This is a genomic window from Streptomyces sp. NPDC046876, from assembly GCF_040645035.1.
In the GTDB taxonomy this organism is placed as follows: domain Bacteria; phylum Actinomycetota; class Actinomycetes; order Streptomycetales; family Streptomycetaceae; genus Streptomyces.
The window spans coordinates 177,308-199,959 of the sequence record NZ_JBEYXK010000001.1 but is presented as its reverse complement, the minus strand read 5'-3'; the positions used below and the strand labels follow the sequence as shown (position 1 = coordinate 199,959).

Annotated in this window: 18 protein-coding genes and 1 pseudogene; 11 read left to right on the top strand and 8 right to left on the bottom strand. The window is 72.3% G+C overall.

Annotation, left to right across the window (positions count from 1 at the left end):
- Positions 1–209: 209 nt before the first annotated feature.
- The gene (locus tag ABZ924_RS00960; RefSeq protein WP_361901919.1) at positions 210–941 is read right to left on the bottom strand and encodes a VIT1/CCC1 transporter family protein; all 732 of its coding nucleotides are present in this window, start codon (positions 939–941) and stop codon (positions 210–212) included.
- A 217-nt stretch (positions 942–1,158) separates the two neighbouring features.
- On the opposite strand from ABZ924_RS00960, the gene ABZ924_RS00955 reads away from it, so the two are divergent.
- Entirely contained in the window at positions 1,159–2,187 is a 1,029-nt protein-coding gene (locus ABZ924_RS00955; RefSeq protein WP_361901916.1) for an ADP-ribosylglycohydrolase family protein, read from the top strand.
- A 168-nt stretch (positions 2,188–2,355) separates the two neighbouring features.
- On the opposite strand, the gene ABZ924_RS00950 is transcribed toward ABZ924_RS00955, so the two are convergent.
- Positions 2,356–2,874, bottom strand: a complete 519-nt coding sequence (locus tag ABZ924_RS00950) for a DUF4245 domain-containing protein (protein WP_361902366.1) — start codon at positions 2,872–2,874, stop codon at positions 2,356–2,358.
- 213 nt (positions 2,875–3,087) lie between these two features.
- Between ABZ924_RS00950 and glpX the strand changes: the two genes are divergently transcribed.
- Entirely contained in the window at positions 3,088–4,119 is a 1,032-nt protein-coding gene (gene glpX, locus ABZ924_RS00945; protein ID WP_361901913.1) for a class II fructose-bisphosphatase, read from the top strand.
- 124 nt (positions 4,120–4,243) lie between these two features.
- Here glpX and ABZ924_RS00940 read toward each other — a convergent pair whose 3' ends face one another.
- Positions 4,244–4,573 (bottom strand): WhiB family transcriptional regulator, encoded by a 330-nt coding sequence (locus ABZ924_RS00940; protein ID WP_361902363.1) that lies wholly within the window; start codon positions 4,571–4,573, stop codon positions 4,244–4,246.
- 236 nt (positions 4,574–4,809) lie between these two features.
- Positions 4,810–5,498, bottom strand: a pseudogene (locus tag ABZ924_RS00935) (DUF1707 domain-containing protein).
- A 149-nt stretch (positions 5,499–5,647) separates the two neighbouring features.
- Here ABZ924_RS00935 and ABZ924_RS00930 point away from each other — a divergent pair.
- Together ABZ924_RS00930 and ABZ924_RS00925 are read left to right on the top strand one after the other, a co-directional pair.
- Positions 5,648–7,315, top strand: a complete 1,668-nt coding sequence (locus ABZ924_RS00930; protein WP_361901910.1) for a fumarate hydratase — start codon at positions 5,648–5,650, stop codon at positions 7,313–7,315.
- A 124-nt stretch (positions 7,316–7,439) separates the two neighbouring features.
- Positions 7,440–8,195 (top strand): glycerophosphodiester phosphodiesterase family protein, encoded by a 756-nt coding sequence (locus ABZ924_RS00925; RefSeq protein ID WP_361901907.1) that lies wholly within the window; start codon positions 7,440–7,442, stop codon positions 8,193–8,195.
- A gap of 123 nt (positions 8,196–8,318) precedes the next feature.
- On the opposite strand, the gene ABZ924_RS00920 is transcribed toward ABZ924_RS00925, so the two are convergent.
- Complete coding sequence (locus ABZ924_RS00920) at positions 8,319–9,881, bottom strand: ricin-type beta-trefoil lectin domain protein (protein WP_361901905.1); 1,563 nt, start codon at positions 9,879–9,881, stop codon at positions 8,319–8,321.
- Positions 9,882–9,988: 107 nt separating this feature from the next.
- Between ABZ924_RS00920 and ABZ924_RS00915 the strand changes: the two genes are divergently transcribed.
- The 3 genes from ABZ924_RS00915 (at position 9,989) to ABZ924_RS00905 (ending at position 14,965) form a co-directional block, all read left to right on the top strand.
- The gene (locus ABZ924_RS00915; RefSeq protein WP_361901902.1) at positions 9,989–11,404 is read left to right on the top strand and encodes a class II fumarate hydratase; all 1,416 of its coding nucleotides are present in this window, start codon (positions 9,989–9,991) and stop codon (positions 11,402–11,404) included.
- Positions 11,405–11,519: 115 nt separating this feature from the next.
- Positions 11,520–12,218 carry a DUF402 domain-containing protein gene (locus tag ABZ924_RS00910; protein ID WP_361901899.1) on the top strand — a complete coding sequence of 233 codons (699 nt, stop codon included), beginning with the start codon at positions 11,520–11,522 and terminating at the stop codon, positions 12,216–12,218.
- Positions 12,219–12,913: 695 nt separating this feature from the next.
- The gene (locus ABZ924_RS00905; protein WP_361902360.1) at positions 12,914–14,965 is read left to right on the top strand and encodes a SpoIIE family protein phosphatase; all 2,052 of its coding nucleotides are present in this window, start codon (positions 12,914–12,916) and stop codon (positions 14,963–14,965) included.
- A 115-nt stretch (positions 14,966–15,080) separates the two neighbouring features.
- On the opposite strand, the gene ABZ924_RS00900 is transcribed toward ABZ924_RS00905, so the two are convergent.
- On the bottom strand, positions 15,081–17,330 hold the full coding sequence (locus ABZ924_RS00900; RefSeq protein WP_361901896.1) for a transglycosylase domain-containing protein: 2,250 nt from the start codon (positions 17,328–17,330) through the stop codon (positions 15,081–15,083).
- 233 nt (positions 17,331–17,563) lie between these two features.
- Between ABZ924_RS00900 and ABZ924_RS00895 the strand changes: the two genes are divergently transcribed.
- The gene (locus ABZ924_RS00895; RefSeq protein WP_361901893.1) at positions 17,564–18,472 is read left to right on the top strand and encodes an SPFH domain-containing protein; all 909 of its coding nucleotides are present in this window, start codon (positions 17,564–17,566) and stop codon (positions 18,470–18,472) included.
- Complete coding sequence (locus tag ABZ924_RS00890; RefSeq protein ID WP_361901890.1) at positions 18,418–18,759, top strand: AT hook motif protein; 342 nt, start codon at positions 18,418–18,420, stop codon at positions 18,757–18,759. Before ABZ924_RS00895 ends, ABZ924_RS00890 begins: the two co-directional genes overlap by 55 nt.
- A 12-nt stretch (positions 18,760–18,771) precedes the next feature.
- On the opposite strand, the gene ABZ924_RS00885 is transcribed toward ABZ924_RS00890, so the two are convergent.
- Positions 18,772–20,277, bottom strand: a complete 1,506-nt coding sequence (locus ABZ924_RS00885; RefSeq protein WP_361901887.1) for a DUF2079 domain-containing protein — start codon at positions 20,275–20,277, stop codon at positions 18,772–18,774.
- A gap of 152 nt (positions 20,278–20,429) precedes the next feature.
- On the bottom strand, positions 20,430–21,377 hold the full coding sequence (locus tag ABZ924_RS00880) for a hydrogen peroxide-inducible genes activator (protein ID WP_361901884.1): 948 nt from the start codon (positions 21,375–21,377) through the stop codon (positions 20,430–20,432).
- A gap of 135 nt (positions 21,378–21,512) precedes the next feature.
- Between ABZ924_RS00880 and ABZ924_RS00875 the strand changes: the two genes are divergently transcribed.
- Together ABZ924_RS00875 and ABZ924_RS00870 are read left to right on the top strand one after the other, a co-directional pair.
- Complete coding sequence (locus ABZ924_RS00875; protein WP_361901881.1) at positions 21,513–22,067, top strand: peroxiredoxin; 555 nt, start codon at positions 21,513–21,515, stop codon at positions 22,065–22,067.
- Between the two features lie 3 nt (positions 22,068–22,070).
- On the top strand, positions 22,071–22,610 hold the full coding sequence (locus ABZ924_RS00870; protein WP_361901878.1) for an alkyl hydroperoxide reductase: 540 nt from the start codon (positions 22,071–22,073) through the stop codon (positions 22,608–22,610).
- Positions 22,611–22,652 lie beyond the last annotated feature (42 nt).

Here is a 22,652-nt window from a genome sequence, read left to right as displayed (position 1 = left end):
TGTGGACGTTGCACGAGGCAGAAAGAAGGAACCTTCGCGGCGGAGCCGGCAGCCGAGGAGGCGGGGCGAAGGTCCCGGCGAGCAGCGGGCATCGTTGCCCGGACGCTCTCGTCTGATGCCCGGCGGACACGGAATCGAAACCGCCGGGTAACGGGAATACTGCAGACTAGTTATGTTGTGCGCTGCATAGTGTCTCACCCGCAGCGCCGTCAGCCTATGGCTGCGCCGATCCAGGTTCCCAGGAGGTACGTCACACCCGCAGCCGCACCGCCCAGCAGCAGCTGGCGCAGGCCGCTGTACCACCAGGAGCGGGCCGTGACCCGGGAGACCACCGCGCCGCAGGCGAAGAGGCCGGCCAGGGCGAGCAGCACCGCGGGCCACAGGGCCGTGGCGCCGAGCAGGTACGGCAGCACCGGCAGCAGCGCGCCCAGCGCGAACGAGCCGAACGAGGAGGCGGCCGCGACCAGCGGCGACGGCAGGTCGTCGGGGTCGATGCCGAGTTCCTCACGGGCGTGGATCTCCAGCGCCTGCTCGGGGTCGCGGGACAGCTGCATGGCGACCTCGCGGGCGAGGGCCGGCTCGACGCCGCGCGAGACGTAGAGCTCGGCGAGCTCCTCCATCTCGTCGACCGGGTGCTTGCTCAACTGCTGGCGCTCTATGTCCAGTTCGGCGAGGACCAGTTCGCGCTGCGAGGCGACGGAGGTGTACTCGCCCGCGGCCATCGAGAAGGCGCCGGCCGCGAGGCCCGCCAGTCCGGTGATGACGACGGTGTGCGGGGCGACGGCGCCGCCGGCGACGCCGGTCATGAGCGCGAGGTTGGAGACCAGGCCGTCCATCGCGCCGAACACGGCCGGGCGCAGCCAGCCGCCGTTGACGTCACGGTGGGTGTGGTTGTCGCGGTGGGCGGTGTGCAGCGGTGCTTCGATGTCGATGATGGACATGCGGCGTATCTCCCCTTATGCGCGTACGGGAGCCGTGAGCGCTCCGCTCCCCCTGAACACCTCGAAATTACGCACGATTTCTGTTGCCCGCCAGCAAGGAAGGCCGTACTTACCTGGGCATTTGAGGATCGGCGACCGGGTGACGAGGGGGTGGGCGGGGTGTTTCGCGGTGAGCGACAAACCGTCTGTCGTGGCACAAATCCCCCTAGGGGTCACGATGGCCCGACGATGGCCCCGTCACGTGGAGAGGCGCACCGTGGAGCTGGCTGCTGCATGCAATCCGCAGGTCCTCCTGGAACGGTCCAGGGGCGCCCTGCTGGGCCTCGCCGTGGGCGACGCGCTGGGCGCACCGGCGGAGAACATGAAGCCGTCGCAGATCCGGGCGAAGTGGGGGCGGATCGAGGGGTTCGTCGCGGACGACCCGGCGGGGACGGACGACACCGAGTACGCGATCTTCTCGGGGCTGCTGCTGGCGCGGCACGGGTCGGCGCTGACCGTCTCGCACGTGGAGCGGGCCTGGCACCACTGGATCGCCGACCTGGACGTCGGGCCGTTCCGCGGGGCCGGGTTCTCGGAGCGGGGCACGCTGGAGAACCTGCGGCGGGGGCTCGCGGCGCCGATCTCGGCGCAGCACCGGCACGCGTGGTCGGACGGGCTGGCGATGCGGGCGGCCCCGTTCGGGGTGTTCGCGGCGGGCCGGCCGGCCGAGGCGGCCCGGCTCGTCGCCATCGACGGCAGCGTCAGCCACGACGGCGAGGGCATCTACGGCGGCCAGGCCGTCGCGGCCGGGGTCGCGGCGGCCATGGCCGGCGCCGGGCCCGCCTCGGTGGTCTCCGCCGCCCTCTCGGTGATCCCGTCGGACTCCTGGACCGCCCGCTCCCTGCGCCGGGCGGTCACCGCCGCCCCGCGCGGGGAACGGGCGGTGCGCTCCGCGGTGGTGATCGGCGGCTACCCCTGGACCGACCTGGCCCCGGAGGCGGTCGGCCTGGCCTTCGGGGCGTTCGCGGCCTGCCGCGGGGAGTTCGCGGGCTCCGTCCTGACGGCCGTGAACATGGGGCGCGACGCGGACACCACGGCCGCGGTGGCGGGGGCGCTGGCCGGGGCCCTGTCCGGGGTCGCGGCGATCCCCGCCGGCTGGGCCGCGGCGATCGGCCCGGTCCGCGGCAGCTGCCTGCCGTCGATGCGGGGCTACCACGTCCTGGACGTGGCGGACCTCCTCACCCCGGAATCCGAGCCCGCCCGGTGACCGCCCCGAGGACACCCCCACCGGCGGACCGACACGCCGCCCCGAAGCCGCCCGAGCCCCCGCAGCCGGCCGGCCCGGCCCCCCCCCCCCCCGCCCCTCGGCGCCCCCCCCCCGCCCCCCGGGGCGCGCGGCCTTTCGTGCATGTGCCGCCGCGGCAGCGGCATGGGCTCACCGGCCCTGCTTGAACTCCAGCGCCGCCGCCATCGCGCCCAGGCCCTCGAACGGGGCCGTCCCCGTCACCACCGTGACGTGGCCCTGCTCCTGCCGGACCAGTGCGTCGTACTTCTCGCCCTCCCAGCGCTCCCAGGCCGTGTCGCCGACCTGCTGCGTCTGCCCTGTGGCCTTCGCCTGCTGGGTGACCTTCTCCAGGTACTTGGGCGAGACGTCGCTGGACTGCTCGACGGCCACGTACTGGCCCTCGGGGTCGAGGAAGCCCAGGTGCCAGGCGTTGGCCGTCTTCCGGTCGAACCTCACCGACGTCGCCCGCCACTGGGCGTCCAGCCCCGCCGGGGCCGCGACCGGGTACGGCGCCGCGCGCCGGGCCGTGAGCGTCTCCACCCGGTAGTCGACCACGTGTGTCGGATCGGCCTTCTCGTCATGTGGGACGAAGATGTAGATCCCCGCCACGACGACACCGATCACCGCCAGCGACCGGACCATGTCCCAGACCGTCTGCTTGCCCTTCATACCTGCCACGCCACCATCGTCCCCCATGGCCGGCCGCGATCACCGCCGGGGTGGGCGCGGGGCTCCGGGGCAGGGGCAAGACGTCCGCTCAGGCCAAACGACTGACCGATAATCCGCTCATACGTGACCCGCCCTGCTCAGTTTGTCGACGTGGCGATAGAGTTCCAGCACCCTCACCTTCCCGGCCGTCGTCGTACAGAAAGGTGCGCTCCGATGTCCGAGCACAACCTGCCGCCCCAGCTCGAAGTCTCTCCCGAGGCCCCCGACCGCAACCTCGCCCTGGAGCTCGTCCGGGTGACCGAGGCCGCAGCCATGGCCGCGGGCCGCTGGGTCGGACGCGGTGACAAGCTCGGCGCCGACGGCGCCGCCGTCAACGCCATGCGCACCCTGATCTCCACCGTCTCGATGAACGGCGTCGTCGTCATCGGCGAGGGCGAGAAGGACGAAGCGCCCATGCTCTTCAACGGCGAGCGGGTCGGCGACGGCACCGGCGCCGAGGTCGACATCGCCGTGGACCCGATCGACGGCACCACCCTGAACGCCAAGGGCATGCCGAACGCGATCGCCGTACTGGCCGCCGCCGACCGCGGCACCATGTTCGACCCGTCCGCGGTCTTCTACATGGAGAAGCTGGTCACCGGCCCGGAGGCCGCCGACTTCGTCGACATCAACGCCCCGGTCTCGGTCAACATCCGCCGCGTCGCCAAGGCCAAGAACATGGCCGTCGAGGACGTCACCGTGGTCATCCTGGACCGCCCCCGCCACGAGGGCATCGTCAAGGAGATCCGCGAGACCGGCGCCCGGATCAAGTTCATCTCCGACGGCGACGTCGCCGGCTCGGTCATGGCGGTGCGCGAGGGCACCGGCGTGGACCTGCTCATGGGCATCGGCGGCACCCCCGAGGGCATCATCTCGGCCTGCGCCATCAAGTGCCTGGGCGGTGTCATCCAGGGCAAGCTGTGGCCGAAGGACGAGGCCGAGCGGCAGAAGGCCCTCGACGCGGGCCACGACCTCGACCGCGTCCTGACCACCAACGACCTGGTGTCCGGCGAGAACGTCTTCTTCGTCGCCACTGGCATCACGGACGGCGAGCTGCTGCGCGGCGTCCACTACCGCTCGGAGACCGCGACCACGTCCTCCCTGGTCATGCGCTCGAAGTCCGGCACGATCCGGCAGATCGACTCCACGCACCGCCTGTCGAAGCTGCGCGCGTACAGCGCCATCGACTTCGACCGGGCGCAGTAGGCGCGGAGCCGGTACGAGCGCACCCGGCCGGCGGCGCACGCCGGCACAGCGAGAGGGGCGGTTCCCGTGTGCGGCGGGACCGCCCCTCTCGCGTGGCCTTTTCTCGTGGCCTTCTCTGCGGGCCTCAGCCCGCGGCGGCTATCGTCCCGGCCGCGGGGGCCTGGCGCAGCTCCGCCGCCCGGCGCCGGCGGCGGGCCAGCACCACGCGGCGCTCGGCGGCGGTCAGGCCGCCCCAGACCCCGTACGGCTCGGGCTGGAGCAGGGCGTGCTCTCGGCAGGCGACCATCACGGGGCAGCGGGCGCACACGCGCTTGGCGGCCTCCTCGCGCGAGAGCCTGGCCGCGGTCGGCTCCTTGGAGGGGGCGAAGAACAGCCCCGCCTCGTCCCGGCGGCACACCGCCTCGGCATGCCATGGGCCGTCCTCTTCCCTCGCCGGCACCCGCGGCTTCGCCACGGCGGCGGCCGGACGCGCCTGAAGGGTCTGTACGGCGGCTACCTGCAGGGACTGATGCGGCGGATGCTGCACGGTCTACTCCTGACGACGGATACGCAAGCGAGAGACGATGCACCTGTCCCTACCCGCTGTACGCGCCCCTATGCACTGCGTGCTGCGGCCGGGCCGCCCCAGGAGAAGTCGACCGAAATCCGACGCGGAATCCAGCCGTCCGGCCCTGGTCCGCGGGGCGGACCCTAGCTTTTCGGGCGCCCCCGCAGCTTCAGCGCCAGGTCGACCAGGCGGGCCCCGAACCGTGGCCTGGCCTCGATGTTGCCGAGCAGGGCGAAGCCGCGGATGATCACCACCGGCGCGCTCGGGTCGACGCCGGGCCGGCCCTCGCCGTGCACCTCGAAATTGCCGAGGACGCCGCTGCCGTGGCCGCGCAAGGTGACGTTCTCCGGGACCAGGACCTCCACGTTCCCGAGCACGCACGTCACGTTGATCTCGGTGACCTGTTGCTCGAAAACGGCCTCGGTGAGGTCGAGGGTGATGTCGCCCAGGACCGAGACCGCGCGGGTCAGCGGCCCTTGCGCGCGGAGCTGCTGCACACGGCGACGACCGTCTCGGGCGCGGCGTGCAGGCCGGCGGGGCCGGCCGGGGCGGGGCCGGGAGCGTACGGGGGCGCCGCCGCCGCGTGGGGTCCGCCGGGCGCGGGCAGGTCCCGTACCAGCACGTCCAGCTCGGCGACCGTCTTCGCGGCGTACAGCGTGTCCAGCCGCTCGGAGTGCTCCTCCGCGGTCAGCCGGCCCTCGGCGAGGGCATCGGCCAGGATCTGCGCGGTGCGGTCGCGGTCGGCGTCGGAGGCGCGCAACCCCGGGGCCGGGGCCGCGGGTGCTGCGGAGGCCGCAGGGGCAGGGGCGGCGGGGTGCTTTTCCAGGTCCACGCACGCCAGCATAGCGAGACACGATAGATCGCGATAGTCGCCGGTGAGCCTTACCTCACAGACACACCGCCCCGGCGAGGTCCTACGCTGGATGACCGCGCTGCCAATTGGTCGTCAGCGCTGTCTGCGAGTAGAGGATGACTGCCGTCATGCCAGAGTTTGCGTACACCGACCTGCTGCCCCTGGGCGAGGACACCACCCCCTACCGGCTGGTGACCTCCGAGGGCGTCTCGACCTTCGAGGCCGACGGCCGTACGTTCCTCAAGGTCGAGCCGGAGGCGCTGCGCAAGCTCGCCGAAGAGGCCATCCACGACATCCAGCACTTCCTGCGCCCGGCGCACCTCGCGCAGCTGCGCCGCATCATCGACGACCCCGAGGCCTCCTCGAACGACAAGTTCGTCGCCCTGGACCTGCTGAAGAACGCGAACATCGCGGCGGCCGGCGTCCTGCCGATGTGCCAGGACACGGGCACGGCCATCGTCATGGGCAAGCGCGGCCAGAACGTCCTCACCTCGGGCGGTGACGAGGAGGCCCTCTCCCGCGGCATCTACGACGCGTACACGAAGCTGAACCTGCGCTACTCGCAGATGGCCCCGCTGACGATGTGGGAGGAGAAGAACACCGGCTCGAACCTGCCCGCGCAGATCGAGCTGTACGCCACCGACGGCGGCGCGTACAAGTTCCTCTTCATGGCCAAGGGCGGCGGCTCGGCCAACAAGTCGTTCCTGTACCAGGAGACCAAGGCGGTCCTCAACGAGGCCTCCATGATGAAGTTCCTGGAGGAGAAGATCCGCTCGCTCGGCACGGCGGCCTGCCCGCCGTACCACCTGGCGATCGTGGTCGGCGGCACCTCGGCGGAGCACGCGCTCAAGACCGCGAAGTACGCCTCCGCCCACTACCTGGACGAGCTGCCGCGCGAGGGCTCCGCCCTCGGCCACGGCTTCCGCGACGAGGCCCTGGAGCAGCAGGTCTTCGAGCTGACCCAGAAGATCGGCATCGGCGCGCAGTTCGGCGGCAAGTACTTCTGCCACGACGTCCGCGTCGTCCGCCTCCCCCGCCACGGCGCGTCCCTCCCGGTCGCGATCGCGGTGTCCTGCTCCGCCGACCGCCAGGCGGTCGCGAAGATCACCGCCGAGGGCGTCTTCCTCGAGCAGCTGGAGCGCGACCCGGCCCGCTTCCTGCCGGACACCACCGACGAGCAGCTGGCCGAGTCCTCCGACGTGGTCTCGATCGACCTGAACCAGCCGATGGACGAGATCCTGGCGACCCTGACCGAGCACCCGGTCAAGACCCGCCTCTCGCTGACCGGCCCGCTGGTCGTGGCGCGCGACATCGCCCACGCCAAGATCAAGGAGCGGCTGGACGCGGGCGAGGACATGCCGCAGTACCTGAAGGACCACCCGGTGTACTACGCCGGCCCGGCCAAGACCCCCGAGGGCTACGCCTCGGGCTCCTTCGGCCCGACCACGGCCGGTCGCATGGACAGCTACGTCGAGCAGTTCCAGGCGGCGGGCGGCTCCAAGGTCATGCTGGCCAAGGGCAACCGCTCGCAGCAGGTGACGGACGCCTGCGGCACGCACGGCGGCTTCTACCTGGGCTCGATCGGCGGCCCGGCGGCCCGCCTGGCCCAGGACTGCATCAAGAAGGTCGAGGTCCTGGAGTACGAGGAGCTCGGCATGGAGGCCGTCTGGAAGATCGAGGTCGAGGACTTCCCGGCCTTCATCGTGGTCGACGACAAGGGCAACGACTTCTTCCAGAACCCCGCCCCCGAGCCGACCTTCACCCACATCCCGGTGCGCGGCCCCGGCCTCGGCTGACCCCGCCCGGCCCCGCTGCGCCCTCCGGTCCGTTCGGGCCGGAGGGCGCAGCCGTTGCGCCCGTCACCGCGGCGTCGTACGCAGGTCACCGGGGCGTGGTCCGGGCCCGTTAAGGTTCGGACCCATGAGCCCCACGCGTACGGACATCCGGGTGATCGCCCACCGCGGCGCCTCCCACGACCACCCCGAGCACACCCTCGCCGCCTACCGGCAGGCCATCGCCGACGGCGCCGATGCGCTGGAGTGCGATGTGCGGCTGACCGCCGACGGGCGGCTGGTGTGCGTGCACGACCGGACGGTGGAGCGGACCTCCGACGGGCGCGGTGTGGTCTCCGCCCTGACCTACGAGCAGCTCGCCGCGTTCGACTTCGGGCGCTGGAAGGGCGAGGAGCACCGGGGCGCGCAGGTGCTGCTGTTCGAGGACCTGCTCAAGGAGGCCCTGGCCGCGGACCGGCCGGTGGGGCTCGCGGTGGAGACCAAGCACCCGACCCGCGCCGGCGGCCGCCTGGAGGCCGAGCTGGTGCGGGTGCTGAAGGACCACGGGCTCGCCGACGGCTCCGACGGCCGCGTCGAGGTGATGAGCTTCTCCCGCAACGCGCTGGTCCGGCTGAACCGGCTGGCGCCCGGCCTGCCCGCCGTCTACCTGATCGAGCGGGGCCTGCGCCCGCCGCGGCCGCCCTTCGCGGGGCACGCCGGCCCCGGCATCGACCTCGTGCGCAAGGATCCGGGGCTGGTGGCGCGGCTGAAGGCCAAGGGGCTGCGGGTCCGCGTCTGGACGGTCGACGAGATCGCGGACGTGGAGCTGTGCCTGCGCCTCGGTGTGGACACGCTGATCACGAACCGGCCGCGGGAGGTACGGGAGTACCTCGACGGGCTGTAGGGGCCCGCAGGGGGCGGTCCGCCGATCGGCCCCGTACAGCAGGACACCCGGCCGGATCACCGGCCGGGTGTGGGGGCTTCGGCCGCGGCGGAGCGGCCCTGGGGGTGGTGGGGCGGTGGGGCGTTACGCGAAGCGCTGGTTCGGCGAGCCGTTGCAGGGCTGCAGGCGCGCCGGCTCGTGCGCGGAGGCCACGGTCAGGCACATGCCCGTGGCGGCGGCGGGCCGCAGGGTGGCGCCGTCGCGGACCCAGCTCTGGTTGGCGCCGCCGTGGCAGTTCCACAGGATCAGGCCGGTGCCGGCGCCGTAGTCGGCTCCGGGGACGTCCAGGCAGCGGTCGTGGGTGAGCTCGACGTGCACGGACCGGCGGGCCGGGTCGTACCACCAGCCCTGGTTGCGGCCGCCGTGGCAGTCCCAGCCCAGGACGGCGGTGTCGTTGGCGCTCGCGCCGCCCTTGGCGTCGAGGCAGTTGCCGGTGGCCTCGTTCTTCAGCGGGGCGTAGAGGTCGTCCCAGGCGCCGGCCTGCAGGACGGGGGCGCCGGTGCTCGCGGGGTCGGCGCAGGAGGCCTCGCGCAGGCCCGAGGTGTAGAACTGGGTCAGGCAGGACGCGAACGCGCCGTGCCCGCGGTAGTTGGGGTGGAAGGACTGGCGGGCGGTGTTCTCGTCCCACGGGAAGTGGTCGCCGAGGTCCAGGTAGAGCCCGCGCGCCCAGGCGTCCTCCATGCAGACCTCGTGGCCGTGGAAGAGCCGCGAATCGTCCAGGAAGAGGGCCCCGGAGTTGCGTGCGGCCTCCCGCAGGCCCTTCTCGAAGGCCGGCACGGCCTGGTTGCGGCCCCAGGTGGCGTCGGAGTCGTAGCCGGCGCAGCCGCCGGGGAGCTTGCCGGGGAAGTTCGGGTTGTCGTAGAAGTCGGGGCCGATGGGGCTGGGGTAGCCCATCACGACGAGCTTGTAGTCGGTGTCGGCATACCCGGCGTCGCGCATGACCTTCTTCAGGTCGCCGACGGTCGCCTCCACCTTGGGCTTCAGGCCGTCGACGCGGGCCTGCCAGCCGGGGGCGTACTTGGGCTCGCAGGTGCCCTGGCTGAGCACCCAGCGGGTGACGCAGTCGGTCATGACCGGGCCGAACTGGAGGTCGTCGTTGGCGCCGGCGACGAGCAGCACCATCTTGATGCGCGTGTTGCGGGCCTTGACGGCGAGGTTGTCGCTCTGGACCAGCTCGTCGGCGTACTGCTTGCTGCCGCCGATGCGGATGTTGCCGGTGTACGCACCCGAGCAGGCGACGTTGAAGGTGAGGTCGGCCGGGATGCCGGTGCGGTGGATCGCCGTGTCGGGCGAGCGGTGGCACTGGTTGGACGAGGTGTTGGTGGCGGGGTCGTAGTTCCCCACGCCCTCGCCGGAGATCTCGCTGTCGCCGAGGGAGATCAGCCCGGTCTTGCGCTCGGCCATCGGGCGGACGGCCGGGTCGCCGTAGATCCGGGTGGCCTCGGCCGCGCGGACGGCCTCCAGTTCCGGCGACAGCGGCACGGCGGCCGCCGGGGCGCCGGCTGCGGCCACGGCGGCGCCGCCGGCAGGGGCGGTGGCCGCCTGGGCCATGGGGGTGACGGCGGTGACGCCCCCGAGGGCGGCCGCGATCGCCGCGAGCGCGGCGACGGTACATCTGAGCCTGGGTTTGCCGGTCACACGTGTCATGCACGCCTCCCCGATGTCGGTGTTACCCCGGGTATTTACTGATCGGTAGGGGAGATGGGAACACTTCGAACAAGACAATTGCTCAACTTTTTGAGGAGGACACGAACATGACGAACGATCAGCACAGCAGCGGTGACCTCGGCGGGCACCGCATCGAGCACGACTCGATGGGCGAGGTCAAGGTGCCCGTCCACGCCAAGTGGCGGGCCCAGACCCAGCGGGCGGTGGAGAACTTCCCGCTCTCGGGCCAGCGCCTCGAACGCGCCCACATCGAGGCGCTCGCCCAGGTCAAGGCCGCGGCCGCGCGGGTCAACGCCCGCCTCGGCGTCCTCGACGGGGAGATGGCCGAGGCGATCGCCGCGGCCGCCGCCGAGGTGGCCGGGGGGCGCTGGGACGACCACTTCCCGGTGGACGTGTTCCAGACCGGGTCGGGGACCTCGTCCAACATGAACACCAACGAGGTGATCGCCACCCTGGCCGCCGAGCGGCTCGGCCGGGAGGTCCACCCCAACGACCACGTCAACGCCTCGCAGAGCTCGAACGACGTGTTCCCCTCGTCCATCCACATCGCCGCGACCGCCGCCGTCACCCGCGACCTCGTCCCGGCGCTGCGCCACCTGGAACTCGCCCTGGAGCGCAAGTCCGCCGAGTTCGCCGAGGTGGTCAAGGCCGGCCGGACGCACCTGATGGACGCCACCCCGGTCACCCTGGGCCAGGAGTTCGGCGGGTACGCCGCCCAGGTGCGCTACGGGATCGAGCGGCTGGAGGCGGCGCTGCCGCGGCTCGCCGAACTGCCGCTCGGCGGCACCGCGGTCGGCACCGGCATCAACACCCCCGCCGGGTTCTCGGCCGATGTGATCGCGGAGGTGGCCGCCGCCACCGGGCTGCCGCTGACCGAGGCGCGCAACCACTTCGAGGCGCAGGGGGCGCGGGACGCGCTGGTGGAGACCTCGGGGATGCTCCGTACGATCGCGGTCTCGTTCACCAAGATCTGCAACGACCTGCGCTGGATGGCCTCGGGACCGCGCACGGGATTGGCCGAAATCAATCTGCCCGATCTGCAGCCGGGCTCCTCGATCATGCCGGGGAAGGTCAATCCGGTGGTGCCGGAGGCCGTCTTGATGATCGCGGCGCAGGTGACCGGGAACGACACCACGGTCGCGGTGGCGGGCGCGGCGGGCAACTTCGAGCTCAATGTGATGCTGCCGGTGATGGCCCGGAACCTGCTCGAGTCGATCCGGCTGCTGAGCGCTGCGAGCCGGCTGCTGGCCGACCGCACCGTCGACGGGATCACCGCCAATGCGGCGCGGGCCAGGGAGTACGCGGAGTCCTCCCCCTCCGTGGTGACCCCGCTGAACCGGTACATCGGCTACGAGGAGGCGGCCAAGGTCGCCAAGCGGTCCCTCGCGGAGCGGAAGACGATCAGGGAGGTCGTCCTGGAGTCCGGCTACGTCGACCGCGGCGAGCTGACCCTGGAGCAGCTCGACGAGGCCCTGGACGTCCTGCGGATGACGCGGCCCTGAAAACCGTTCCGGACCGGTTCCGGACAGGGGCCGGATTCGGTCGTTTCCCGCCCCCGGACACCCTCCGTGACCTGCACCGCAGCGGGCGCAGGGGCCTCAGCCCTAATATCTGCGCATGACAGGTGAGGCAGGCCGCGGGGGCGGCGCAGGAGGACAGGGCACCCGCTGGCGGGCCGGGGAGCAGATCCTCTGGCGCTACCGCGACCACGCCCCGGACCTGACGGGTGCGGTCCACATCTGCCGCCCGGTCACCGTGGTGCAGGACACCGAGGACCTGCTGGCCGTGTGGATGGCGCCGGGCACCGAGTGCGTCAAGCCGGTCCTGGCCGACGGCACCCCCGTGCACGAGGAGCCGCTCGCGACCCGCTACACCGCGCCGCGCACCACCGTGCGCGCGCGCTGGTTCGGCGCGGGGGTGCTGAAGCTGGCCCGGCCCGGGGACCCGTGGTCGGTGTGGCTGTTCTGGGAGCACGGCTGGCGGTTCAAGAACTGGTACGTCAACCTCGAGGAGCCGCGGTCGCGCTGGGCGGGCGGGGTCGACTCGGTCGACCACTTCCTGGACATCTCCGTGTACCCCGACCGTACGTGGAAGTGGCGCGACGAGGACGAGTTCGCGCAGGCGCAGCGCGCGGGCCTGATGGACCCGGAGCAGGCGCGGCGCGTGGAGGAGGCGGGACGGGCCGCCCTGGAGGTGATCAAGGCCTGGGGCGCTCCGTACTCCGACGGCTGGCAGGACTGGCGGCCCGATCCGGCATGGCAGGTTCCGGTTCTGCCCGAGGACTGGGACCGCACCCCGGCGCATATGACCTCATGAGACCCTTGATGCGCCCCGGGGGTTGAACCGTAATATCTCCCTCCGCAAGGTGGGGTGCGCCTGCTGCACTCGACCGCACATCCGTAAATGTCGTGCGATATGCGGGACTTGACCGGAGGTCAGCGCGGGGAGAGGTAACGAGCGGGACGCGGAACGCGGGGCGATGGTGCCCCCGCCGCTGAGCGGGTATACCGCGACTGAACCGAGTTGAGTGCAGCGCACATCGAGCGCAAACGGACGGAATGCCACGCGTGACGGAGTACCCCACCTCGCAGGAGGGCCCGCAGCCTGCCGCGGCCGCCGCGACACCGGCCCACGGCGGCCCCGGGCTGCCCGCTGCCTCCGGCGGCGACGCGCGCGAGCGGGGCCACGGGAAGACCGGTGCCACCGGTGCCTCCGGCCGCTGCGCGGAGGAACTGGGCCACGGGAAGGCTCCCCTGCCGGCCGCCGAGGCGGTCCGCGGCACGGCCTCGTCCGGCGAGGAGCCGCCGCGCGCGCACGCGGACGGCGGCCCCGGCCCGGAGCTCCCGCGCCCCCGCACCGAATCGGCCCCCGCGGACCGGGAGGACGGCCCCCGGCGCGGCCGCACCGCCCGCGGGCGCGACACCGAGGCGGCCCGCAACGCGGCCTCCACGGGCCGCCCCCGCCGCGCCGGCCACCGCACCGCCTCCGGCGGCTCCGGCAGGGGCGCGGAGCTGCCCGCGGGCCGGACCCACGAGGGCCGTGGCGCCCCTGAGGACGCCGTCGACGGGACCACCACGGCCGCAGCCACGGCAGGCACTGCCGATGCCGCACCCGAGGCCGCACCGGATGCCGCAGCCGTCGCCGCCGGGGCCACCGCCGACTCCACAGCCGCCGCCGGCACGACGGACGACGGCGGTCCGGCCGCGGGGCCGGTAGACGACGGTGAGGAGTACGCCCAGGACGCGGCGCCCGGGGCCGAGGGCGGCGGCGCACCCGCGGCCGGCGGCGCCGGCGAGGGAGCGGCGGCCGCGCGCCGGGAGGGCGACCGGCTGCGCTTCGTCGGCGCGGCGACCCGCCGCATCGCCCGCGGCATCGACCTCGACGAGATCGTGCTCGGCCTGTGCCGGGCCACCGTGCCGACCTTCTCGGACGCGATCCTCGTCTACCTGCGCGACCCCCTGCCGGTGGGCGACGAACGCCCCGTCGGCCCGGTCGTTTTAAGGCTGCGCCGCACCGACCGGCTCCGGCCGATCGACGACCTGACCGGGGCGGAGGCCGCCGGTGCCGCGGGGGGCGCCGGCGAACTCGACTTCAGCCAGCTGCCGATGGTCGGCCCCCAGGGCGACCTGCCCGCGGCCGAGCTGTGCGAGATCCTGCCCGGCGGGGCGCTCGCCGAGGTGCTGCGCGGCGTACGGCCCGTGTTCGGCTCCGCCGCGGGGGCACAGGACGCGCTGCCGGAGCTGCTGGGCGACGGGCACCCGCTGCCGCGCGGCCGGCGGGCCATCCTCGCGCCGCTGCGCGGCCGCCGGCGCGTGATCGGCGCGGCGGTGTTCCTGCGCAGCCCCGAGCGGCCCGCGTTCGAGCAGAACGACCTGCTGGTCGCCGCCCAGCTGGCCACCCACACCGCGCTCGGCATCGACAAGGCCGTCCTGTACGGCCGCGAGGCGTACATCGCCGACGAGCTCCAGCGCACCATGCTCCCCGACAGCCTCCCGCAGCCCACCGGCGTCCGGCTGGCCTCCCGCTACCTTCCGGCCGCCGAGACGGCCCGGGTCGGCGGCGACTGGTACGACGCCATACCCCTGCCCGGCAGCCGGGTCGCCCTGGTCGTCGGCGACGTCATGGGCCACTCCATGACCTCCGCGGCCATCATGGGCCAGCTGCGCACGACCGCGCAGACGCTGGCCCAGCTGGACCTGCCGCCGGCCGAGGTCCTGCACCACCTGGACGAGCAGGCGCAGCGCCTGGGCTCCGACCGCATGGCCACCTGCCTGTACGCGGTCTACGACCCCGTCTCGCACCGGATCACCATCGCCAACGCCGGCCACCCGCCGCCGGTACTGCTGCACCTGGGCGGCCGCGCCGAGGTGCTGCGGGTGCCGCCGGGCGCGCCCATCGGCGTCGGCGGCGTGGACTTCGAGGCCGTGGAGCTGGACGCCCCGGCCGGGGCGACGCTGCTGCTGTACACCGACGGCCTGGTGGAGTCGCGGCTGCGCGACGTGTGGACCGGCATCGAGCAGCTCCGCGAGCGGCTGGCCACCACCGCCCAGCTGACCGGCCTGGACCACCCGCCGCCGCTGGAGGCCCTGTGCGACGACGTGCTCGACATGCTGGGCCCGGGTGACCGGGACGACGACATCGCGCTGCTCGCGGCCCGCTTCGACGGGATCGCGCCCAGCGACGTGGCGTACTGGTTCCTCGACCCGGAGGAGACGGCGCCCGGGCGGGCCCGCCGCTTCGCCCGGCGGGCGCTGACCCGCTGGGGCCTGGAGGAGCTCGAGGACTCGGTGGAGCTGCTGGTCAGCGAGGTGGTCACCAACGCCGTGCGGTACGCGGAGCGGCCGGTCACCCTGCGCCTGCTGCGGACGGACGTCCTGCGCTGCGAGGTCGGCGACGACTCCCCGCAGCTGCCGCGGCAGCGCCGGGCCCGGGAGACCGACGAGGGCGGCCGCGGGCTGTTCCTGGTCAACCGGATGGCCCGCCGCTGGGGCGCGACCCGGCTGAGCAGCGGCAAGGTCGTCTGGTTCGAGCTGTCGCTGCCGCCGTCCCACGACCGGCGCTGACCCGGAAGAAGGCAGAAGACGGAAGACCGAAAGACACGGAAAGACACCGAAAGACACCGCCGCCCCGCAGCACGGATGCTGCGGGGCGGCGGTGTCGTTTCCTGCTCCGGCCGGCCTACGGGTTGAACGGCGGCGGGAACTGCGGGCTCGGCGACTTGGACGGGTCGGGCTTCGGGCTCTTGGTCGGGTCGGGCTTGCCGGAGCTCTTGCTCGGGTCCGGGCTCGGCGAGACCTTGCTCGGGTCCGGGCTGGGCGAGATCTGGCTGCCGCTCGGCGACGGGCTGGTCTGGCTCGCGGAGCTCGACGGGGAGGCGGTGCGCGGCGGGGCCATCGTCGGGCCCATGTTGGCCTCGGAGAGGTCGAACTCGCCGGTCTTGACGCCCTTGAGCGCGGCCAGCGTGTACGCCTTCCAGATGCTGGCGGGGAAGGTGGAACCACCGGCTCGTCCACCGCCGGCGGTACCGGTCAGGGTGACCTGCTTGGCGGTGCCGGGCTCCTCACCGAAGATCGCCACGACGGTGACGAGCTCGGGGGTGTAGCCGGTGAACCAGCCGGCCACGTTGGACTCGGTGGTGCCGGTCTTGCCGGCGGCCTCGTAGGCGGAGCTCTTGACCTTGTTGCCGGAGCCGCCGTCGTCGTTGACCACGCCGGTGAGGACCTTGGTGACGGTGTCGGCGGTCTCCCGGCTTATGGCCTGGCCGCCGACGGCCTCGACGGGCTTGAACTCGCGCTCGTGGTGCTCGGCGCTCTTGATGATCGAGGGGGTGATCTTCTTGCCGTGGGCGTCGAAGGTGGCGTAGACACCGGCCATCTCGACGGTGTTGGCGCTCATGGTGCCGAGCGACATGGCCGGCTTGTCCTCGGGCCAGCCGTCGCGGTCCTTCATGCCGAGCTGGAGGGCCGTCTTCTTGGCGTTCGGCGGCTTCACGTCGACGATCATCTGGGCGTAGACGGAGTTCACCGAGAAGTCGGTGGCCTCCTGGACCGTGATCATCGGGTCGCCGAAGTTGCGGTTGTCCTGGTTCTGCGGGTTGAACGGGATCTTGCTGCCGACGACGGGGCGCTTGCTGGTGCCGTCGTAGAGCGTGTTCGGCGTGATCGGCTTGCCGTCCTGCGTCTTCGATCCGTTCTCCAGCGCGGAGGCCAGCACGACCGGCTTGAAGGTCGAGCCCGGCTGGAAGTCCGTGCGCAGGGCGTTGCTCGCCCAGTGGTCGGACAGGCCGGTACCGCCGTACATGGCGACGATCGCGCCGGTCTTGGGGTCGACGGAGGTGGCGCCCGCCTGCACGCTCGCGTCGACGGGCCGGTCGTTGCGCTTGAGCTGGGACTCCAGCTCGTCCTGGACGGCCTGCTCCAGCGCCTTCTGCTTCTTCGGGTCGATGTTGAGGGTGATCTCCCAGCCGCCGGCCTGGAGTTCGGCCGACTTCATGCCGGTCTGGCGGCGCAGCTCGGCGTCGGCGGCCTGCTTCAGGTAGCCCTTCTGGCCCTCCAGGCCGGGGGCGGCCTTGGGCTTGATGGGCTCCTGGAACTTCAGGGTGTCGCGCTTGGCCTTGTCGAGCTCGCCCATCTCGACCATGTTGTCGAGGACGCCGTTGAAGCGGATCATGGCGAGCCGCTTGCCGTTCGGGCCCGCGGTCGCCCAGTCGTAGTCGCTGGGGGCCTGCAGGAGGGCTGCGAGGTAGGCGCCCTGTTCCAGCGTCAGCTTCTCGGAGTCGACGCCGTAGTACGCCTGCGAGGCGGCCTGGATGCCGTACGCGCCGCGGCCGAAGTAGCTGGTGTTGAGGTAACCCGCGAGGATCTCGTCCTTCTCCATGCGCTGGTCGACCTTGAGGGAGATCACCAGCTCCTTGAGCTTGCGCGTGGGGGTCTGGTCCTGCGTCAGGTAGAAGTTCTTGACGTACTGCTGGGTGATCGTCGAACCGCCGGCCTTGCCCTGGCCGGTGGCCGTCTTGACCAGGCCGCGGGCGACACCGAGGAAGTCGACGCCGCGGTCCTTGTAGAACGACTTGTTCTCGATGGCGATGAAGGCCGTCTGGACTTCCTTCGGAACCTTGTCGATCGTGACGATCTCACGGTTCATCTTGCCGTCGCGGGCCATGATCGAGCCGTCGGCGTACTTGTAGACGTTGCTCTGCTGGATCGCTTCGGCGTTCGGGTCCGGCGGGTCCACGTAGAAGTACAGACCCACGAGGGCGGCCATGCCGAGCAGGAACATCCCGAAGAGCGTCCCGAGGATCGTCTTCCAGGTGAAGAAGCGGCGTATGCCGGTCCGCTTGCCCGCGCGCCCCTTCCCCGTCGCGCGCCCGCGCGGCGCCCGCCGCGCGCTGCGCTGCTGCTGCGCTTTACGCGCTTCTGCTCGGCCCATCGCTCCCGCTCCGCTCGGTTTCCCCCCCGACGTCAGCTCAGAAAGCTAACACCGCAGGATGTGGCAAAGGTTGGCCAACCAAGGCCAATACCGGTCAATTCGGACGTGAGAATCAGCACCCACATCAAGGGAACCGACGCACATCGAGCCCTTAGGGTTGCGGTCCCAGCGAAAAGTGATATCACTTTGCTAGGCGCTCGACTGGCGGGCGCCGACCGGAACGGGGGCAGAAGATGGCAAATGCGGCAGACACGTCGACCGGCGTACGGGAGTTCCCGGCGCGCAGCGTCGGGGGCGGCCTGGCCCTGCTGCTCGGCCTGGCGGGGGCCGTCGCCGGGGCGGCCCTCATAGCCGTCGGCACCACCGCGGTCGGCGCGGCCGCACAGGTGTCGCTGATCCTCCCCGGCATCCTCCTGATCCCCTTCTCGGTGCTGGCGATGAGCGGGCTGAACATGGTGGCGCCGGGCGAGGCCCGCGTCGTGCAGCTCTTCGGCCGCTACCGCGGCACGGTCCGCACCGACGGGCTGCGCTGGGTCAACCCGCTGACCTCCCGCACGAAGATCTCCACCCGCGTGCGCAACCACGAGACGGCGGTGTTGAAGGTCAACGACGCCTACGGCAACCCGATCGAGCTGGCGGCGGTCGTGGTGTGGCGGGTGGAGGACACCGCCCGGGCCTCCTTCGAGGTGGAGGACTTCACCGAGTTCGTCGAGACCCAGACCGAGGCCGCGGTCCGGCACATCGCGATCGAGTACCCGTACGACGCGCACGAGGAGGGCGGCCTGTCCCTGCGCGGCGACGCCGAGGAGATCACCGAGAAGCTCGCCCTCGAACTGCAGGCGCGGGTGGAAGCCGCCGGCGTGCGGATCATCGAGTCCCGCTTCACGCATCTCGCGTACGCTCCGGAGATCGCCTCCGCGATGCTCCAGCGCCAGCAGGCCGGTGCGGTCGTGGCGGCCCGCAAGCAGATCGTCGAGGGCGCGGTGGGCATGGTCGAACTGGCCCTGAACCGGCTGACGGAGGAGGACATCGTGGATCTGGACCCGGAGCGCAAGGCCGCCATGGTCTCGAACCTGATGGTCGTCCTGTGCGGCGACCGCGCGGCCCAGCCCGTCGTCAACACCGGGACCCTCTACCAGTGAGCCCCGCCGACGCCGGGACCGGCGCCGAGGAGTCCGAGGGCCCGCAGCGCGCACCGCGGGAGCGGGCGGCGCGCGCGGCGGGCCGGCAGGCACGCAAGCAGGTCCTGCTCCGGCTGGACCCACAGGTGTACGACGCCCTCGCCCGCTGGGCGGGGGAGGAACTGCGCAGCGCGAACGCCCAGATCGAGTTCCTGCTGCGCCGGGCCCTGTCCGAGGCCGGCCGGCTCCCGGGCGGGGCCGCCCCCATCCCGCCGCGCGGCCGGCCCCGCTCCACTCCCGGGTCCTGAAACCGCTGCGGGTCAGCGGGTCCGGGTCAGCAGGACGAAGCCGCCCTCCTCGGTCACCGTCCGGTAGCCCGCGGCCCGCCGGTCGGAGAGGGCGACCCACTCCTGCAGGGGGTTGAGCGGCCAGTGCAGCTCCGCGGGCACGCCGGTGTCGACCACGATCCACTGCGGATCGGGCCGGCTGGCGGCCCAGCCGAACATGCTGACGCTCGTGCGGTCGGACAGGTGCGGCACGAGCTGGTTCGAGGCCTGGACCGTGGCGCCGTCCGGGATCCGGGCCAGCACGCGCTGCGCCACCGCGACCCGAGGATCGGTCTTCCAGAACTCCGGCTTGAGCAACTCCCCCAGCTTGTACGCCGGCAGCAGCATCAGGCACACGCCGGCCGCGCCCGCCAGGTAGCGGCGCAGCCCGGCGGGGGTGGTGCCGCGCCGCAGGAGGGCGTCGAGGAAGGCCGCGAAGACGATCGGCATCAGCGTGAGCGAGTAGTGGTAGCCGGTCCCCCAGTGGGACGAGTCCTCCGAGAGCCCCCGCCACAGCACGGTGGGAACGGCCACGAGCACGAGCGGCGAGCGCAGCGCCAGGAACAGGGTCGGCGCCAGCACCATCACCGTGGTCGCCACCTTGGTCTCGGGGGTGACGAGGCCGATCGTGACCTTCTCGAGCACATGGCCGATGCCGCCGCCCGCGCCGGGCGGGAAGCCGCCCAGATCACCGGTGTAGGCGTAGTTGCCGGCCGGGTTGAACGCCGGCAGCACCACCAGCAGCGTCAGCAGCATCCACACCACGCTGCCCGCGGCCACGGCGATCCCGAGCCACCGCCGCCGGCCCGGGCCGGCGCGCCAGGCGGCCAGCAGGGCGATCACGGCCACGGTGCTCCCCATGTCCTCCTTCACCAGCAGCATGGGCAGCGCCCACAGCACGGCGGAGCGCAGCCGCCCCTGGCCCAGGGCGCACAGCGAGCACGTCAGCAGCGGGACGGCGAAGACCCACTCGTGGAAGTCGAAGCCGGTCGCGCTCGCGATCCCCCACGAGAGCCCGTAGCACACCCCGATCACCAGGGCCGCGACGGTTCCCAGCGCCCTGTGCGCCCACCGCATCAGCGGCAGCGGGCTCACCGCGACCAGCGCCGCCTGCGCGACGAGCAGGGTCCGCGGCGAGGGCCAGGCCAGGTAGAAGGGCGCCAGCAGGGCCAGGACCGGGGAGAAGTGGTCGCCGAGGAGGGGGAAGTCCGGCCCCTTGACCTCGGAGACGGGCAGGTGGCCCTCCGCGTAGGAGCGGACGCCCTGCTCGAAGATGCCCAGGTCGAAGGCGTTCGAGTCCAGCCGCTCGTGCAGGCGCAGCGACAGCGTGGCGTGGACGAGGAAGAGCCCGCTGACCACCGCCCACATCCACCACGGCGGTGCGGGGCGCCGGGCGCGCGGCCCGGCCGCCGCGGCCTGTGCGGCCGCGCGGGCCGGCGTACCGGACTGCTGGGGTGGGAGCGCGGGCGTACCGGTGGTCCCGGTGGGGGGTGCGTGCATGGCGCGCCTTTCGAAAAGCTGGGCCGATCCCCCTCAACCTGCCAGCCGCCCCGCAGCCGGGCGCCGAGCCGCCGCGCGCGGGCCCAGAGTCCCTACGAATGGCCCAGGGACGCGCAGGCCTGCAAGGACGCGCCCGTTCCCGGTGGCCCGACCTACTCGGCGGGCCACACCGGGAGCGGGCGCACCGCCTCGCGCAGGGCGCCGGCGATGGCCCGGAACTCCTCCTGCCGGGCGGTGCCCGTCCGCATGGCGAGGGCGATCCGCCGGGAGGGCGCCGGCTCGGCGAAGTACCCGGTGGCCAGGTACTCGTTGCGGGCGGTCTCCAGGCGCAGCGCGGTGCGCGGCAACAGGGTGACGCCCAGTCCCCCTGCGACCAGCTGTACGAGGGTCGACAGCCCGGCGGCGGTCGTGGTGACGTCGGCCCCGTCGGTGCGCCCCGCCTCGCGGCAGATGTCCAGCGCCTGGTCGCGCAGGCAGTGCCCTTCGTCGAGCAACAGCAGCTGCAGTCCGCGCAGTTCCTCGAGCGGGACGTCCCGGCGCCCGGCGAGCGGATGGTCGCGGGGGGCGAGCAGGACGAAGTCCTCGTCGAACACGGGGAGTTCGGTGACCCCGGGCACGCCGAGCGGCACCGCGAGCAGCAGCAGGTCGAGCCGGCCGGCGGCCAGCCCGTCCAGCAGCGAGGACGTCTGCTCCTCGTGGACCTGGAGGTCCATGCCCGGGTAGCGCCGGTGGAAGAGGCCGAGGACGGTCGGCAGCAGGTACGGGGCGACCGTGGGGATCACGCCGAGCCGCAGGATGCCGGTGAAGGGGGCGCGGACCGCCTCGGCCTCCTCCAGCAGGGCGCCCATGGAGTCGAGCACGGCCCGGGCCCGGCCGGCGATCCGCTCGCCCGCCGGGGAGAGCAGCACCTTGCGGGTGGTGCGCTCCAGCAGCTGTACGCCGAGGGCCTCCTCCAGCGCGGAGACGGCCCCGGAGAGCGCGGGCTGGCTCATTCCGATCGCGGCGGCCGCGTCCCGGAAGTGCAGGTGCTCGGCGACTGCCGCGAACGCGCGCAGCTGCGCCAGCGTCGCCTGCTTCGCTCCCCTATTACCGACAGCCACTGATAGGTACCTCCGATCACCCGCCACAAGACTAGCTATTTCCGCAATCAATGCAGCTGTGTCAGCATGTGAGATCCGTCCAACCCTCATGGAAACTGCCCAAAAGGGGCAGTTTCCTGTCCGCAAGGAGAGCACGTGCTCACTGTCGGTGACAAGTTCCCCACGTACGATCTGACCGCCTGCGTCTCGCTCGAGGCCGGCAAGGAGTTCGCGCAGATCGACCACAAGACCTACGAGGGCAAGTGGCGCGTGGTGTTCTTCTGGCCGAAGGACTTCACCTTCGTCTGCCCGACCGAGATCGCCGCCTTCGGCAAGCTGAACGAGGAGTTCGCCGACCGCGACGCCCAGGTCCTCGGTGTCTCCGGCGACTCGGAGTTCGTCCACCACGCCTGGCGCAAGGACCACGCCGACCTGCGTGACCTGCCCTTCCCGATGCTGGCCGACTCCAAGCACGAGCTGATGCAGGCCTGCGGCGTGCAGGGCGAGGACGGCTTCGCGCAGCGCGCCGTCTTCATCGTCGACCAGAACAACGAGATCCAGTTCTCGATGGTGACCGCCGGCTCCGTCGGCCGTAACCCCAAGGAGGTCCTGCGGGTCCTCGACGCCCTGCAGACGGACGAGCTGTGCCCCTGCAACTGGAACAAGGGCGAGGACACCCTGGACGCCGGCGCCCTGCTGGCCGGTGAGTGACGGATGTCCCTCGACTCCCTCAAGTCCGCGATACCGGACTTCGCCAAGGACCTGAAGCTGAACCTCGGCTCGGTCATCGGCAACCAGAACACCCTCTCGCAGCAGCAGCTGTGGGGCACGGTCCTGTCCTGCGCGATCGCCGCCCGCTCCGGACGCGTCCTGCGTGAGCTGGAGCCGGAGGCGAAGGCCGCCCTGTCGCCCGAGGCGTACACGGCCGCCAAGTCCGCGGCCGCCGTCATGGCGATGAACAACGTCTTCTACCGCACCCGCCACCTGCTCTCCGACCCGGAGTACGGCACGCTGCGGGCCGGACTGCGGATGAACGTCATCGGCAACCCGGGCGTGGAGAAGGTCGACTTCGAGCTGTGGTCGCTCGCGGTCTCCGCGATCAACGGCTGCGGCCAGTGCCTCGACTCGCACGAGCAGGTCCTGCGCAAGGCCGGCGTCGACCGCGAGACGGTCCAGGAGGCCTTCAAGATCGCCTCGGTGATCCAGGCCGTCGCGGTGACCCTCGACGCCGAGGACGCCCTCGCCTCCGAGTAGCACCGCCCCGTACGGGCACGCCCCGTACGCGCACGACGACGA